Below are 16488 nucleotides of genomic sequence, written 5' to 3' on the forward strand. Positions count from 1 at the left end.
CAAGTGAAACGACTCATTCCATTAAAAAAATACAGTCTTTATCTTGCAGCTGGGCTCATGGTTGTGATCATCATCAGTTTCTTCTTTTTCATTGGAAAAGGGGAGGGCAGCAGAGAACCAAGTGTATTGAAGGGAAATAAAGACATACAAGTCACATTAGAAGACAAACAAGAAAAGACAGAAAAAGAGCCATCAACGATTTTTGTAGAGGTCAAAGGAGCTGTAAGAAAACCAGGTGTTTATACGTTTCAACCTGATGCACGGGTAGAAGAAGCAATTCAAAGAGCAGGAGGTTTTACCAGCAAAGCAGACACAATTGAAATCAACCAAGCAGCAAAATTAGAGGATAGTATGATGATTTATGTTCGGAAGCAGGGGGAAGCGGAGAAAGAGACGCAAACAGCATCAGCTGATGCATCATCAGGTATTGAAAAGAGTCAGGGTGTGAATGTCAATCAGGCCGATGCAGCCGAATTGCAAACCATTAACGGCATAGGACCAGCTAAGGCCGAAGCCATTATTTCGTATAGAGAGGAACACGGAGAATTTCAACAAATTGAAGACTTGCGAAACATTTCAGGTTTTGGGGAAAAGACGATTGAACGGCTGAAAAGTCAATTGACCGTGAAGTAGAATTGACGGTATAGAAGAAAGGCATGTACACTTAATATCAACCATCATTCTGGAGGGATCAGCTCGTGGAAAGAATTTCATGGAATCAATATTTTATGGCACAAAGCCATTTGCTTGCTTTACGAAGCACCTGTGAGCGGTTAGCTGTTGGGGCGACCATCGTAAGGGACAAGCGCATTATTGCAGGGGGGTACAATGGCTCCATTGCCGGTGATGTTCATTGTGCGGATGTAGGATGCTATGTCATTGATCATCACTGTGTTCGCACCATCCATGCAGAAATGAACGCTATTTTACAATGTGCTAAATTTGGTGCACCTACAGCTGATGCTGAAATATATGTCACGCATTTCCCTTGTTTACAGTGCTGTAAAGCCATCATTCAAGCGGGCATACGAACAGTGTACTATGCAAAGGATTATAAAAATCACCCATATGCCGTTGATTTATTCGAGCAGGCGGGTGTTCAAACGGAGCAAGTTGAATTAGATGAAATGATCATCGACTTAAAAAATCAAGAAAAATTGGCCTTTGTTGCAGATTTAATTGGGAAGCTGAGTGAATCAGGACTTAGCGAAACAGAAATTCGCGATATGCATGAGAAGGCGAATCAACTATTTACTTCCTATGTTTAAATATTTGCCGTTTGGGGCAATTTCAGCAGCTGTTGGAATTGCTCTGGCTGCATATCATCTTCATATGTATTTCCTTCTCTTTCTTCTCATCATATTGCTTCTCAGCCTGCTGAAAAAAGCCCCACAGTTCTTTTTAATGGTCAGCCTATGCGGGGCTGTCTATACACTCATTTTTATGGTTCATGAGTCTCTTGAAGCGGATCAACCCGCACAAGAAAAACTCCTTTCTGGTTCCGTTGTGATTGAAAGCATTCCGAAAACAGATGGCAATCGTTTTTCAGCGACTGTATCAACAGACCATGAACGACTAGCCACTTTTTATACAATTCAAACTGAGCGTGAAAAGGAGGCATTAAAAGATGTAGAACCTGGTATGAGCTGTCACATGACAGGTGAAGTTCGCCCAGCAAAACACGCAACCATTCCTAACGGGTTTCAATACGATCAATTTTTAAAGACAAAAGGCATTGACGCCATTTTCCTGCCACAGTCGATCAAAAACTGTACAAAAAAAGATGGTTCTTCCTATTACCTTCAAGCAATGAGGCAAAAGGGTTTGAAATTTTTAGAGGATCATGTGCCAAAACACTCTGTTGGCATTGTACAGGCACTTATTTTTGGCGAACGTGAGTTGATAGACCCTGAGACATTAAGAGATTATCAAATGCTCGGCATTATTCATTTACTAGCGATCTCAGGATTGCATGTGCAAACGCTTCTTGCGTGTTTATTTTGGTGCCTCCTTCGTGCAGGCGTGACAAGAGAGACTGCACGTATTCTCTTATTATGCTTTCTTCCTGTTTATGCTTGTTTGACAGGTGCTGCACCATCTGTTTTAAGAGCTTGTCTCATGGCAGGAATCTATTTAGTGATGACTAGTCTGCCAAAAGAAATGAAACAGCCTTCAGCTGTGGTATTAAGCGTTACGTTTTTATTCTTATTAGCAATTCATCCTCTTTATTTATTCGATATCGGATTTCAGCTTTCGTTCGTGGTGACGTTTTTTATTTTATTATCGACTAGCATTTTATCGAAAGCAAAAAATTCAGTCATGCAATTATTCCTTATTTCCTTCATTGCACAGCTTGCTTCGCTCCCTGTTCTTTTATATCATTTTCATCAATTTTCTTTGCTGAGCGTTCCTTTGAACATGATATTTGTTCCTTTTTATACGACGGTCGTCATGCCACTATCCTTACTCTTTTTTCTTTTCGCTATCGTTTATCTTCCGCTTGGACAAACATTGTTTCAGCTGCTTGATTCGGTGATCCAGATTAGTCATCAATTGTCAGCCTATATGGCTGTTTTTGATGGATTCAACTTGATTTTTATGAAGTCTGCTTGGTGGCATATTCTTCTTGAGGTGAGCGCCTTAATAGTTCTCCTATTTGTGATGGAGTGCAAAACTTCTGTGACATCCTATGCTGTGCCGATCCTTTTTCTCATTGGAGTTTTGAGTGCACACTATTTCACTCCGAATTTTTTCGAAAAAGGGGAAGTTACGATGCTGGATGTAGGACAGGGGGATAGTTTGTTTATTCAGCTGCCCTATCGAAAGGGGCACCTGCTTGTGGATACAGGGGGCAGACTTTCTTTTGAAGAAGAACCGTGGAAAAAAAGACGTAAGGTTTCTTCGATCGGTGATCAAACGCTGATCCCGTTTCTGCATTCTAAAGGTATAGCGAAACTTGATGTCCTGATACTTACGCATGCGGATCAAGACCATATGGGAGAAGCGGTTCGATTAATCAAGCGAAATAAAGTAAAGCGGCTGGCTATACCAAAAGGCTTTGCCCGGAGTCCAGAGGATGCGGAGCTGTTAAAAGAAGCAGCTGATCAAGGGATTATGATTGATGAATTAGAGAGAGGAGATCAGCTTCAGATTGGAGAGCAAATATTTGAGGTTCTTCATCCGTCGCGTGATCGGATAACAAGTAAAAATAATGATTCACTCGTTTTGACATTTACTCTTGGGGGAAAGCGGTTTATGCTCACTGGAGATCTTGAACAAGAAGGGGAGCGAGACATGATAGAAGCCTTTCCTCATCTGCGGGCAGATGTCTTAAAGGTTGGACATCACGGGAGTAAAGGGTCAACAAGCGAAGAATGGCTTCAGCATCTCAAGCCTTCACATGCACTCATTTCAGCAGGTGAACGCAATCGTTATCAGCATCCACATCAGGAAGTATTGAAAAAATTAAAGGACGAGCAAATGAAGGTGTATCGTACAGATATCGATGGGAGCGTGACGTATGAATTTCTCGATGAGGAAGGAACGTTTTACACTCATCCTCCATATGATATCTTACAAAATCAATAAAAAAACTGCCAAAATGGCAGTCATGTAACCTTCATGAAGTTAAGATCCAACGAGGTGTATAATGGTTGCCAAAATAAACATTGAGGCGAAAAATCCGAATGTGATGATAAAACCAACAGCTGAGTCGGTCACATCATTCCGCTTGCTTTGTACATTTTTTTCAAATTCATTCATTTTCATCCCTCCTGGCTAATTTTAGTATACTTGAACTCATTTGGAATTGCTAGAAGGTAAAGTAACCGTTTTCCATTTTCATGATCATTTTATGAATATCGTCTGACAGCAGGCTGACCCGGGAGCTTGCGCCGGACGTTTACTATAAATGAGGAGGCGGCACTTTCAGCTTCCTCTTTACTAATGTCTTCACACACTTTAGGATAGAGGAGGAAGTGAAAGAGAGGGATTCAATTGATGGTCTTTGAGGTATGGAACAATTTAAAAAAAGGGGATATCCATCCCGTTTATTGCTTATATGGGAAAGAAACATATTTACTGCAAGAAACCGCTGCTAAATTGAGACAAGCTGTTGTAGACGAAGAAACGAAGGATTTTAATTACTCCATCTTCGATATGGAAGAGGTGCCGCTTGAACAGGCTGTGACAGATGCAGAAACATTTCCGTTTATGGGAGAAAGGCGTCTCGTCGTGATCAAGAATCCTTATTTTCTTACAGCTGAAAAGAAAAAGGAGAAGATCGAGCATGAGCTTTCTGTGTTAGAAGCTTATTTAGAAAAGCCAGCGCCCTATACCATTCTCGTGCTATTAGCACCATATGAAAAGCTGGATGAGCGTAAAAAAATCACCAAATTGCTAAAAAAGAAAGCTGCTGTCGTTGAGGCGAAAGAGTTAAATTCAAAAGAAACAACTGATTTCACCATCACACTGGTGAAGACAGAAGGAAAGACGATTACATCTGAAGCGGCTGAGCAGCTTGTGATGCTATGCGGCGGGAGTCTATCCTCTCTATTCCAAGAGATTCGTAAGCTAAGTACATATATTGGAGAGCGGGAGGAAATTGAGTTAGCGGATGTCAATCAGCTCGTTGCAAGAAGCTTAGAGCAAAATATTTTTGAGCTGATTAATCAAATTGTAAACAGACGCCGCTCTGAGGCCATGCAGATGTTTTATGACCTGCTAAAGCAAAATGAGGAACCCATTAAAATATTAGCGCTCATTTCCACTCAATTTCGATTGATTTTGCAGACGAAGTACTTCGCTCAGCAAGGATATGGACAAAAACAAATTGCTTCAAATCTAAAAGTCCACCCATTCCGGGTCAAACTTGCGATGGATCAGGCAAGACTGTTTTCAGAAGAAGAGCTCAGGCAGATCGTCAAAGAGCTTTCAACGATTGATTATGAAATGAAAACGGGTAAAAAGGACAAGCAGCTGCTGTTAGAATTGTTCTTGCTTCGATTGTTAGGCGCTTGAACATAAAAAAACGACCTTCTAAAAAGAGGGTCGTTTTTGTTTAGATGTATAATTGCCAGTCTGTCCTTATGGCTGGGCCGGTCAGGACGGACGTACAGTTAAACAGGTGCCTCATCACTGAGGCGTTGCAAACATTATGCAGAAAGTCCGTTTACTTGTTTAGCAAGTCTTGATTTGTAACGCGCAGCTGCGTTTTTGTGTACAAGACCAGTTTTAACGGCTTTGTCAATGCGTTTTGCAGCAGAAGCAAGAGCAGCTTTTGCTTGCTCAGCATCGTTGTTAGCTACAGAAACTTCAACTTGTTTAATCGCAGTACGCATCGCAGACTTGATTGTTACGTTATGTGCACGGCGTTCGTTATTCGTTTTTGTACGTTTGATCGCTGATTTAATATTTGGCATGTGTTTCACCTCCTAAGATACAACCTAAACACAATTGTCTTAAGGTTAAATCTTCACAATAGAACAAATTGTATTCTATCAAACACACCTATAGAATGCAATATAAATGTAAAGTATTTTTCATTGATGACGTGCTCGAATGTTTCTTTAAAGAGATGGAAAGACTACTGTTAATTACTTGGTGGAAGGAGTCTTTTTATGGAGAAACAGAAACTCGATTTAAGCGTTTATCAAATCCGGACAGACCTAGCTGTTGAAACAAAAGAGATACTAGAACAAGAGAACGATCCGAATGTCGTCAAAAAGGACGGGATCCAAGGGATTGTCGAAAAGGAAAAAGAAGAGCAAGGCATCCGCATACGTACTGTGGAAATCACGAAAGAAGGGGAGGAGCTGACCGGCAAAAAGGCAGGGACATACTTGACGTTTGAGGCACAAGGCATTCGGGAGAAAGACTCTGAGATGCAAGAAAAAGTCGTCGAAGTCTTTGCTCATCATTTTGCTCAGTTTTTAAAAGACAGAGGCATTCAGGCTGATGCGAGCTGCCTTGTAGTAGGACTGGGAAACTGGAATGTCACGCCAGATGCACTAGGTCCTCTCACCGTTGAAAACCTGCTTGTGACCCGCCATCTCTTTGAATTGCAGCCGGAAAATGTTCAGGAAGGCTATCGCCCGGTTTCCTCTTTGTCTCCAGGGGTGATGGGACTGACCGGTATTGAAACAAGTGACATTATCCAAGGTGTGATTGAACGGTCTAAGCCTGATTTTGTCATTGCGGTCGATGCCCTTGCTGCTCGTGCGGTGGAACGAGTGAATACAACCATTCAAATCTCTGATACAGGCATCCATCCCGGTTCTGGTGTAGGGAATAAGCGAAAAGAATTAAGCAAAGAAACATTGGGCATTCCAGTGATTGCGATTGGCGTTCCGACAGTGGTGGATGCAGTAACCATTGCAAGTGACACAATTGATTATGTCTTAAAGCATTTTGGTAGAGAACTGAAAGATGACCGGCCGTCCCGCTCTCTTGTGCCCGCTGGTTTGACATTCGGGAAGAAAAAAGTGCTTAACGAAGAAGACTTGCCAGATGAGGAAACGCGTCAATCATTCTTAGGCATCGTAGGAACCCTTCCTGAAGAAGAGAAAAGGCAGCTGATCCATGAAGTGCTTGCGCCGCTCGGGCAAAATTTAATGGTCACGCCTAAGGAAGTAGATACATTCATTGATGATATGGCAAACGTACTCGCCAACGGATTAAACACAGCGCTTCATCAAAAAATCACTCAAGATAACATGGGTTCATATAATCATTAATCGGTTCTACTTTCTCTAGCTCGCTCATAGTGTAATTACTAGAAAGCGTGCTGGAGGGAGTAAATCATGAAAAAAAGACCCCGCCGTCCTCGACAGTTGGTCGTTGCGATTAATGGAACGAAAGTAGTAAAAAGCATATTTTTATTTATTGCCTCTCTTGTTGTGGTGTTTGTGATGTCAGGGGCTTTGACCTCTTTAAAACCCGAGCTGAGGCCGCAAGCTTCGTTATATGGTGTAGCAGATGAGCTCTCTGGCGCATTTTTTGCCACATTAATGGGCATGGAAAACCAATATTTCGCCTCAGCAGTTCCAGAAGATCAAAAAGGATTTCATTTCTCTGGGCTGTCACTGAAGCTTGCAACCAGTATTAATTTAGAAGACCCGCGCAGTTTCCTAGGAAGAGAACTCCCAGGTTTTGAACATTTTGATACGAAAATCATCTTAGCGGGTGAAGGAACAGACTATACCAATATGCCAATGGAATCGCCGCCGCCTAGTGAAGTGATCCAAGATGAAAAAGAAGCAAATTTGGCTGAGCTGGACAAGCTCGATGATGATACGCCGAAAAAGCCTGCCAAAGAACCGGACCGGTCAACAGGAAAACGAAAAGCTGTGTACATTTATCACACACATAACACGGAATCATATTTACCATTTTTAAAAGGAGAAACGAATCCAAATAATGCACGGCATTCAAAAGTGAATGTCACCCTTGTCGGCGACATGTTTGGAAAGGCACTTGATCAGCAAGGAATCGGCAATACAGTCGACAAAACGGAAATTGAAAAAAGGCTGGTGAAAAAAGGATTAAAGTATCCGCAGTCTTATAATGAATCAAGATTGGTCGTGAAAGAAGCCTTAGCGAAAAATGATGACCTCGATTATTTAATTGATATTCACCGGGACTCAAGAAGAAAGAAAGATACGACTGTCGAAATCAAAGGGAAGAAATATGCGAGAATTGCGTTTGTTGTTGGGAAGAAGAATCAAAGCTATGAGAAAAACTTGAAGCTTGCGACAGAGTTCCACCATTTGATGGAGAAAAAATATAAAGGTCTTAGTGTCGGTGTGTTTGCCAAAGGAGAAATTGGTGATAATGGAATCTATAATCAAGATTTATCCGACAAAGCCCTTCTTTTAGAATTTGGCGGAGTGGACAATAATATGGAAGAATTAAGAAATGCATCCAATGCAGCAGCTGATGTGTTCAGCGACATTTTCTGGGACGCGGAAAAGGTGGATGGCAAAGCAAAGGATGAGAAAAAACGCTCTTAAGGTGGTGACGGATATGGGCTCATTTATTGGAAAAACCATTATGTTAGGCTTGGTCTTGCTGTTTGGTGTCTTTTTAGGAATGCAGCAAGCGAATAATGGCATGCTGCAAATGAAGGGCTACCATGATCCGCAATTAAAAGGAGCTTTCTCCATTCAAATGAACGACAATGAAGAGAAGGAAGCTTCTATCTTAGGAACGGCTGTTACAGAAAAGGATCTTGCCGAAAAACAAAAACAGCTGGAGGAAATAGAGGGCTTTAATGCCTTTTCCAAGGCAGGAAAAGCCCTATCTGATGGCATGACACATGCAGCCCGTTCTCTTTATGATTGGGTAAATGGGAAATAAACGAATTTCATGAGATATCACCCTTTTGATCAAAGCCGCTGACCGATGAGCGGCTTTTCTTGATTTCGATTGAATCTTTACAGCCCTATTGATATAATCTAACCTAGCGCAACCCGCGTTTTATAGTAGGAGTGATAGATTGTGACAGATAAAGAAAAACGATTAGAACGGCAATCAAGAATTCGAAATTTCTCCATTATCGCCCATATTGACCATGGGAAATCCACATTGGCGGACCGTATTTTGGAAAAAACAGCGGCGATTACTCAACGGGAAATGAAAGAACAATTGCTTGATTCCATGGATTTAGAGCGTGAACGCGGCATAACGATTAAATTAAACTCTGTCCAGCTGAAGTATAAGGCGAAGGATGGAGAAGAATATATCATGCACCTGATTGATACACCAGGGCATGTCGACTTCACCTATGAGGTATCTCGAAGCCTAGCTGCCTGTGAGGGTGCGATTCTCGTAGTAGATGCAGCACAAGGAATTGAAGCACAGACACTTGCGAACGTTTATTTAGCTCTTGATAACAACTTAGAAATTCTTCCCATTATCAATAAAATCGATCTGCCAAGTGCAGAGCCTGAGCGTGTAAGAGAAGAAATTGAAGATGTCATCGGGTTGGATGCGTCTGAAGCTGTTCTTACCTCTGCTAAGGCGGGTATTGGAATTGAGGATATTTTAGAACAAATCGTTGAAAAGGTGCCGGCTCCCGCTGGAGATCCAGAAGCACCACTTCAAGCCCTTATTTTTGATTCTCTCTACGATGCGTATCGCGGCGTTATTGCGTACATACGAATTGTTGAAGGAACCGTCAGACCTGGTCAGAAAATTAAAATGATGGCGACGGGTAAAGAATTTGAAGTACTTGAAGTCGGCGTTTTCACACCAAAAGCCATGCCAACAGACGAACTCACCGTTGGAGATGTTGGCTACTTAACCGCTGCGATTAAAAATGTCGGTGATACACGTGTAGGGGATACGATCACTAGTGCGGAGAACCCTGCGAAAGAAGCACTGCCAGGATACAGAAAGCTAAACCCAATGGTGTACTGCGGACTTTATCCAATTGATACAGCGAAATACAACGATTTACGTGAAGCATTAGAAAAGCTTGAACTAAATGATTCTTCACTTCAATATGAGGCAGAGACATCCCAAGCACTTGGCTTCGGTTTCCGCTGCGGGTTCCTTGGAATGCTTCATATGGAAATCATCCAAGAACGGATTGAACGTGAATTTAAAATTGATCTGATTACGACAGCGCCAAGTGTTATTTACGATGTCTATATGACAGATGGAGAAAAAATCGTCGTAGATAATCCGTCCAATCTGCCTGATCCGCAAAAGATTGAGCGAATTGAAGAACCATACGTAAAAGCAACAATGATGGTGCCGAATGATTATGTAGGCTCTGTGATGGAGCTTTGCCAAGGAAAGCGCGGACATTTCATTGATATGCAGTATCTTGATGCGAACCGCGTGAGCATCGTGTACGAAATTCCTTTGGCAGAGATCGTATACGAATTCTTTGATCAGCTAAAGTCCAGCACAAAAGGCTATGCGTCCTTTGATTATGAGCTGATTGGCTACCGTCCATCGACGTTAGTGAAGATGGATATCATGCTAAATGGCGAAAAAATCGATGCCCTTTCCTTTATCGTTCACCGCGATTACGCATATGAACGAGGCAAGATCATCGTAGAAAAGCTAAAAGAACTGATTCCACGCCAGCACTTTGAAGTACCGATTCAAGCAGCAATCGGTCAAAAAATCGTTGCTCGTTCTACCATTAAAGCGATGCGTAAAAACGTACTTGCTAAATGTTATGGTGGAGATATTTCCCGGAAAAGAAAGCTTCTTGAGAAGCAAAAAGAAGGGAAAAAGCGCATGAAGCAAGTGGGCTCTGTTGAAGTCCCGCAAGAAGCATTTATGGCCGTGCTGAAGATGGACGACAGCACACCGAAAAAATAACATTCTCAAGGCAACCTGCTTTACAATGTCCGCCTTGACGTTTATAGTCGAAAACAAACAAAGGCGCCGCAGCGATAAACTGCGGCTCTTTACCTGTAAAGAAGGTGTCATCAAATGAAAGCAGCATACATTCACATTCCATTTTGTGAGCACATTTGCCACTATTGTGATTTCAATAAATTTTTCATTAAAACACAGCCAGTCGATGAATACTTAGCGGCTCTTGAGAAAGAGATGCAGCACACGATCGAGCAAAAAGGCGAGCAGGAACTAAAGACGATCTTTATTGGCGGGGGAACCCCGACATCACTGACCGTCAGCCAGTTAGACAAGCTCATGAACAGCATTCATCGCGTATTAAAGCCGACAAAAAACCTAATTGAATTTGCAGTAGAAGCAAACCCAGACGAATTATCGCTTGAAAAACTGCAAGTGCTTAAGGCAGCCGGCGTGAATCGGCTGAGCTTTGGCGTTCAAACCTTTGAAGACGATTTACTCAAAAAAATCGGACGAGTTCATCAAAAGAAGGATGTCCTTACGTCCTTTGAGCGAGCTAGAGCCGTTGGATTTGACAATATTAGCCTCGATCTCATGTTTGGCTTGCCGCATCAAGAAAAGCATCATGTGATGAATTCACTTGAGACGGCTTTCTCGCTGGGGGCAGAGCATTATTCGGTTTACTCACTCATCGTCGAGCCGAAAACCGTTTTTTACAACTTAATGCAAAAAGGAAAACTTCATTTACCGCCGCAAGAACGCGAGGCTGAAATGTATGAGCTTGTGATGGATGAAATGGAGCACCATGGATTAAAGCAGTATGAAATTAGCAATTACGCCAAACCTGGCTTTGAAAGCCAGCATAACCTAACCTATTGGAGCAATGAAGATTACTTCGGTTTTGGTGCAGGTGCACACGGGTATGTAGATGGCATCCGAAATGTGAACGCAGGTCCGGTGAAACATTATTTGGAGCTGATTGATCAAACAGGGTTCCCGTATAAGGAAACACACCAGGTTACAAAAGAAGAGCAGATAGAAGAAGAAATGTTTTTAGGTCTTCGTAAGATTGAAGGGGTGAAAAGCGCTGATTTCCAAGTAAAATATGGTGCTGCACCTGAAGCTCTTTTTTCCACTGTTCTTGAAGAATTAGAAGAAAAAGGCCTCATTGTAAAAGATGACATGGGGATTCGTTTAACAAGAAAAGGAAAATTGTTAGGGAATGAAGTATTTCAAGCGTTTCTCGGTGAGTTATAATTGACATTTTAATTTGAGTTTGGTAATTTTGTTTATACAATTAGCACTCGTTGAAAGAGAGTGCTAACAGGGGTGATGATGATGTTAACAAATCGTCAGCTTTTGATTCTGCAAGTCATCATTAATGACTTTATTCGTTCGGCGCAGCCAGTTGGATCAAGGACTCTTTCTAAAAAAGAAGACATTACATTCAGCTCTGCGACGATTAGAAACGAAATGGCTGATTTGGAGGAACTTGGTTTTATTGAAAAGACCCATTCTTCATCAGGAAGAATTCCTTCCGAAAAAGGATATCGTTATTATGTAGATCATTTGCTCTCTCCGCGAAAACTGTCGTCTAAAGAGCTTGTGCTCATCCAGTCGGCCTTTCAGGAGAAAATTTTTGAGCTGGAAAAGACAGTTCAAAAATCGGCGGAAATTTTATCAGATCTCACAAACTATACATCGATTGTGCTTGGTCCAAAGCTAAGTGAAAATCGATTAAAGCAAATTCAGCTTGTCCCTGTTCAGCCAAACAAAGCAGTGGCGATCATGATTACAGACAGCGGACATGTTGAAAACAAAACCATTACCTTCTCTGAGCATCTCGATGTCTCCGATATTGAGAAGCTGATGAATATTTTAAACAGCCGCCTAGCCGGAGTTCCGATGGATCAGCTGAAGGACAGAATGTATAAAGAAGTTGTGATGCTTCTACGTACGCATTTAAAAGATTATGATCATATTTTAGATGCGCTCGGCAATACATTTACATCGACTCAAAATGAATCAAAACTTTTCTTTGGCGGGAAGATTAATATGTTGAATCAGCCAGAGTTTCATGACATAGACCGCATCCGTTCACTCATGATGCTTATTGAGCAAAAGAATGATGTCATGCAGCTGTTTCATCCAAATCAGCAAGGAATCACCATTAAAATCGGTTCAGAAAACAATTTGGAAGCAATGGAGAACTGCAGTTTAATTACAGCCACTTATTCGATTGATCAAAAATCACTCGGCTCCATTGCCGTCATCGGTCCAACCCGTATGGATTACGGACGGGTTGTCAGTCTCTTGCATCATGTATCAAAAGACTTGTCAAACGCACTTTCCAATTTGTATGATGAGTAAGGTGATAAAAGATAGGGGCACTGCCCCTTCGTATTTTTGAATCTTTTGAGGGAGGTGAACACAATGTCAGAAGAAAAACAGACACCTGAGCAAGAAGCAGAGGTTGAAGCACAAGAAGAAGCAGTTCAAGCAGATACTGAGGAAGTAACACATGATGAACAGTCTGCCTTCCAAGAAAAAATCGATGAATTGCAGCAGCTTCTAGATGAAAAAGAAAACAAAATTCTGCGTGTTCAAGCAGATTTTGAAAACTATAAACGCCGTGCTCGAACTGAAGTGGAGACCGTGCAAAAATATCGTTCTCAACATGTTGTCAGTGATCTTCTCCCAGCTCTTGATAACTTTGAAAGAGCGCTTGGAATTGATCCAGACAATGATCAGACGAAAAGTTTGTTAGAAGGAATGCAAATGGTTTACCGCCAGCTGGTAGAAGCGTTGAAAAATGAAGGCGTAGAACCAATTGAAGCTGTCGGCAAAGAGTTCGATCCAAACCTTCATCAAGCCGTCATGCAAGTTGAAGATGAAAACTACGATTCAAATATCGTTGTAGAAGAATTGCAAAAGGGCTATAAACTCAAAGACCGAGTTATTCGTCCATCAATGGTAAAAGTAAATCAATAACTACATAATGGGAGGTCATCGAATATGAGTAAAATCATTGGGATTGACTTAGGAACAACAAACTCATGTGTTGCAGTACTTGAAGGCGGCGAGCCAAAAGTCATTGCAAACGCTGAAGGAGCACGTACAACACCATCTGTTGTCGCTTTTAAAAACGGAGAGCGCCAAGTGGGTGAAGTAGCAAAACGTCAATCAATTACAAACCCGAACACGATCATGTCTGTTAAAAGACATATGGGTACAGATTATAAAGTAGAAGTTGAAGGCAAGAACTATACACCGCAGGAAATCTCTGCGATTATTCTTCAGCACCTTAAATCTTACGCTGAAAGCTATCTTGGCGAAGAAGTAACAAAAGCTGTTATCACAGTTCCTGCTTACTTCAACGATGCAGAACGCCAAGCAACGAAAGATGCTGGTAAAATTGCTGGTCTTGAAGTAGAACGTATCATCAACGAACCAACAGCAGCTGCACTTGCATATGGTTTAGATAAAACAGAAGAAGATCAAACGATTCTTGTATACGACCTTGGCGGCGGTACATTTGACGTATCGATCCTTGAGCTTGGAGACGGCGTCTTTGAAGTGCGCTCAACTGCTGGGGACAACCGTCTAGGTGGAGACGATTTTGACCAAGTCATCATTGATCACCTAGTGGCTGAATTCAAAAAAGAAAATGGCATTGATCTTTCTAAAGATAAAATGGCGCTTCAGCGTTTAAAAGATGCTGCTGAAAAAGCGAAAAAAGATCTTTCTGGTGTATCTTCTACACAAATCTCACTGCCATTTATCACAGCTGGAGAAGCAGGACCTCTTCACCTTGAATTAACGTTAACGCGTGCTAAATTCGAAGAGCTTTCTGCAGATCTTGTAGAGCGTACAATGACACCTGTACGTCAATCACTGAAAGATGCTGGTTTATCTGCTAGCGAGATTGATAAAGTCATCCTTGTTGGTGGATCAACTCGTATTCCTGCAGTACAAGAAGCAATCAAAAAAGAAACAGGCAAAGAGCCTCATAAAGGTGTAAACCCTGATGAAGTTGTTGCACTTGGTGCAGCGATCCAAGGTGGAGTGATCACAGGAGATGTCAAAGACGTTGTTCTTCTTGACGTAACACCACTTTCTTTAGGAATTGAAACAATGGGCGGCGTATTCACGAAGCTGATTGAACGTAATACAACAATTCCAACAAGTAAATCTCAAGTATTCTCAACGGCTGCTGACAACCAAACAGCTGTAGATATCCATGTCCTGCAAGGTGAGCGCCCAATGGCTGCAGATAACAAAACATTAGGCCGCTTCCAATTGACTGATATCCCGCCAGCACCACGCGGCGTACCGCAAATCGAAGTATCTTTTGATATCGATAAAAACGGTATTGTCAACGTACGTGCGAAAGATATGGGTACAGGCAAAGAGCAAAACATCACAATCAAATCTTCTTCAGGTCTTTCTGATGATGAGATCGAAAAAATGGTCAAAGAAGCTGAAGAAAATGCTGAAGCAGATGCGAAGAAAAAAGAAGAAATCGAAGTGCGCAACGAAGCAGATCAATTAGTGTTTACAACTGAAAAAACATTAAAAGATCTAGAAGGCAAAATCGATGAAGAGCAAGTGAAAAAAGCAAACGACGCGAAAGATGCACTAAAAGCTGCGATCGAAAAAGGCGAGTTTGAAGACATCAAAGCGAAAAAAGATGAGCTGCAAACAATCGTTCAAGAATTAACGACAAAGCTCTATGAAGAAGCTGCAAAACAAGCACAAGCTCAGCAAGAAGGCGCTGAAGGTGCTCAAAAAGCAGATGACAATGTAGTGGATGCAGAATACGAAGAAGTAAACGACGATCAAGAGAAAAAATAATCACCTTTACTTTTGAAAAAGACTGCTGAAACGTACTCGTCAGAAAGTCAAAGTCAGGATCTCTTGGCTTTGACTTTTTTTCTTTTCAACGATGAAAGGAATTGAAAAAGGTTAAATCAAAATGATACAATCGTATTTATGTGAGAAAATCGGGAGTGTGAAGAGATGAGTAAGCGTGATTACTATGAAGTGCTTGGCGTAAGTAAGAGCGCCTCAAAGGACGAAATCAAAAAGGCATACCGCAAGCTTTCAAAAAAGTATCACCCTGATATTAATAAAGAAGCTGGCTCAGATGAGAAATTCAAAGAAGTAAAAGAAGCCTATGAAACCCTTTCTGATGATCAAAAACGTTCGCATTATGACCAGTTCGGTCATACCGATCCAAACCAAGGCTTTGGTGGCGGCGGTTTTGGCGGAGGAGGAGACTTTGGCGGCTTCGGCGGCTTTGATGATATCTTCTCTAGTATTTTTGGCGGCGGGGCCAGAAGAAGAGATCCAAATGCACCGCGCCAAGGAGCGGACCTGCAATATACAATGACGCTTTCGTTTGAAGAAGCGGCATTTGGGAAAGAAGCCACGATTGAAATCCCTCGTGAAGAATCGTGTGAAACATGTCATGGATCAGGTGCAAAGCCTGGGACGCAGGCGAAAACCTGTTCACATTGCGGCGGTTCTGGTCAATTAAATGTTGAGCAGTCAACCCCATTTGGTAAAGTGGTCAACCGCAGAGTATGTAACTACTGCAGCGGAACAGGGAAACAAATTGATCATAAATGTTCAACATGCGGCGGATCTGGCAAAGTGCGTAAGCGTAAGAAAATTAACGTGACGATCCCTGCAGGTGTTGATGATGGCCAGCAGCTCAGAGTGTCTGGTCAAGGAGAACCAGGTGTAAATGGAGGACCTCCAGGCGATCTATTTGTTGTGTTCCATGTGCGTGCGCATGAATTCTTCGAACGTGATGGAGATGACATTTACTGCGAGATGCCGCTCACCTTTGCCCAAGCTGCATTAGGTGACGAAATTGAAGTGCCGACATTACACGGAAAAGTAAAATTAAAAGTTCCTGCTGGCACTCAAACTGGCACGAAATTTAGACTCAAAGGTAAAGGTGTGAAAAATGTACGCGGCTACGGCCAAGGCGATCAGCATATCGTTGTACGAGTCGTCACACCGACAAATTTAACAGACAATCAAAAAGATATCATTAGAAAATTTGCTGAAGTGAGCGGAAATAAACCGGACGAACAAGAAATGAGCTTCTTCGATAAGGTAAAACGTGCATTTAAAGGCGAGTAAGAC

General features: G+C 42.0%; 15 protein-coding genes. 13 read left to right on the plus strand and 2 right to left on the minus strand.

Features of this window, described 5'->3' with window-relative positions:
• Positions 1-3: 3 nt before the first annotated feature.
• The 3 genes from NSS92_RS02610 (at position 4) to NSS92_RS02620 (ending at position 3588) form a co-directional block, all read left to right on the plus strand.
• On the plus strand, positions 4-633 hold the full coding sequence (locus tag NSS92_RS02610; protein ID WP_267587287.1) for a helix-hairpin-helix domain-containing protein: 630 nt from the start codon (positions 4-6) through the stop codon (positions 631-633).
• A 65-nt stretch (positions 634-698) separates the two neighbouring features.
• Positions 699-1268 carry a ComE operon protein 2 gene (locus NSS92_RS02615; protein ID WP_039180075.1) on the plus strand — a complete coding sequence of 190 codons (570 nt, stop codon included), beginning with the start codon at positions 699-701 and terminating at the stop codon, positions 1266-1268.
• Positions 1261-3588, plus strand: a complete 2328-nt coding sequence (locus NSS92_RS02620; RefSeq protein WP_340869892.1) for a DNA internalization-related competence protein ComEC/Rec2 — start codon at positions 1261-1263, stop codon at positions 3586-3588. Before NSS92_RS02615 ends, NSS92_RS02620 begins: the two co-directional genes overlap by 8 nt.
• Positions 3589-3627: 39 nt before the next feature.
• On the opposite strand, the gene NSS92_RS02625 is transcribed toward NSS92_RS02620, so the two are convergent.
• A complete protein-coding gene (locus NSS92_RS02625) occupies positions 3628-3762 on the minus strand; it encodes a YqzM family protein (protein ID WP_340866858.1) in 135 nt (44 codons plus the stop codon).
• 237 nt (positions 3763-3999) lie between these two features.
• Here NSS92_RS02625 and holA point away from each other — a divergent pair, with 237 nt between their 5' ends.
• Complete coding sequence (gene holA, locus NSS92_RS02630; protein WP_340869895.1) at positions 4000-5019, plus strand: DNA polymerase III subunit delta; 1020 nt, start codon at positions 4000-4002, stop codon at positions 5017-5019.
• Between the two features lie 134 nt (positions 5020-5153).
• Here the strand turns inward: holA and rpsT are convergent, their stop codons facing one another.
• Positions 5154-5420 (minus strand): 30S ribosomal protein S20, encoded by a 267-nt coding sequence (gene rpsT / locus NSS92_RS02635; RefSeq protein WP_024423042.1) that lies wholly within the window; start codon positions 5418-5420, stop codon positions 5154-5156.
• 198 nt (positions 5421-5618) lie between these two features.
• On the opposite strand from rpsT, the gene gpr reads away from it, so the two are divergent.
• The 9 genes from gpr to dnaJ all read left to right on the plus strand — a co-directional run bounded on the left by gpr (position 5619) and on the right by dnaJ (position 16485).
• The gene (gene gpr, locus NSS92_RS02640) at positions 5619-6734 is read left to right on the plus strand and encodes a GPR endopeptidase (protein ID WP_024423041.1); all 1116 of its coding nucleotides are present in this window, start codon (positions 5619-5621) and stop codon (positions 6732-6734) included.
• Between the two features lie 66 nt (positions 6735-6800).
• Positions 6801-8009, plus strand: a complete 1209-nt coding sequence (locus NSS92_RS02645) for a stage II sporulation protein P (RefSeq protein WP_025092944.1) — start codon at positions 6801-6803, stop codon at positions 8007-8009.
• A 13-nt stretch (positions 8010-8022) separates the two neighbouring features.
• On the plus strand, positions 8023-8355 hold the full coding sequence (locus NSS92_RS02650; RefSeq protein ID WP_340866859.1) for a YqxA family protein: 333 nt from the start codon (positions 8023-8025) through the stop codon (positions 8353-8355).
• Between the two features lie 141 nt (positions 8356-8496).
• Complete coding sequence (gene lepA, locus NSS92_RS02655; RefSeq protein ID WP_144471135.1) at positions 8497-10335, plus strand: translation elongation factor 4; 1839 nt, start codon at positions 8497-8499, stop codon at positions 10333-10335.
• A 114-nt stretch (positions 10336-10449) separates the two neighbouring features.
• A complete protein-coding gene (gene hemW, locus NSS92_RS02660; RefSeq protein WP_340866860.1) occupies positions 10450-11589 on the plus strand; it encodes a radical SAM family heme chaperone HemW in 1140 nt (379 codons plus the stop codon).
• An 81-nt stretch (positions 11590-11670) separates the two neighbouring features.
• Positions 11671-12702, plus strand: a complete 1032-nt coding sequence (gene hrcA / locus NSS92_RS02665) for a heat-inducible transcriptional repressor HrcA (RefSeq protein WP_003217350.1) — start codon at positions 11671-11673, stop codon at positions 12700-12702.
• Between the two features lie 63 nt (positions 12703-12765).
• Positions 12766-13323, plus strand: a complete 558-nt coding sequence (gene grpE / locus NSS92_RS02670; RefSeq protein WP_267587292.1) for a nucleotide exchange factor GrpE — start codon at positions 12766-12768, stop codon at positions 13321-13323.
• A 24-nt stretch (positions 13324-13347) separates the two neighbouring features.
• Positions 13348-15186 carry a molecular chaperone DnaK gene (gene dnaK / locus NSS92_RS02675; RefSeq protein WP_034280107.1) on the plus strand — a complete coding sequence of 613 codons (1839 nt, stop codon included), beginning with the start codon at positions 13348-13350 and terminating at the stop codon, positions 15184-15186.
• Positions 15187-15351: 165 nt separating this feature from the next.
• Positions 15352-16485, plus strand: coding sequence for a molecular chaperone DnaJ (gene dnaJ / locus NSS92_RS02680; RefSeq protein WP_024427952.1), 1134 nt, complete (start codon positions 15352-15354; stop codon positions 16483-16485).
• The last annotated feature ends 3 nt before the right edge of the window (positions 16486-16488 follow it).

This window comes from Bacillus sp. FSL M8-0166, from assembly GCF_038008825.1.
Classification (GTDB): domain Bacteria; phylum Bacillota; class Bacilli; order Bacillales; family Bacillaceae; genus Bacillus; species Bacillus safensis.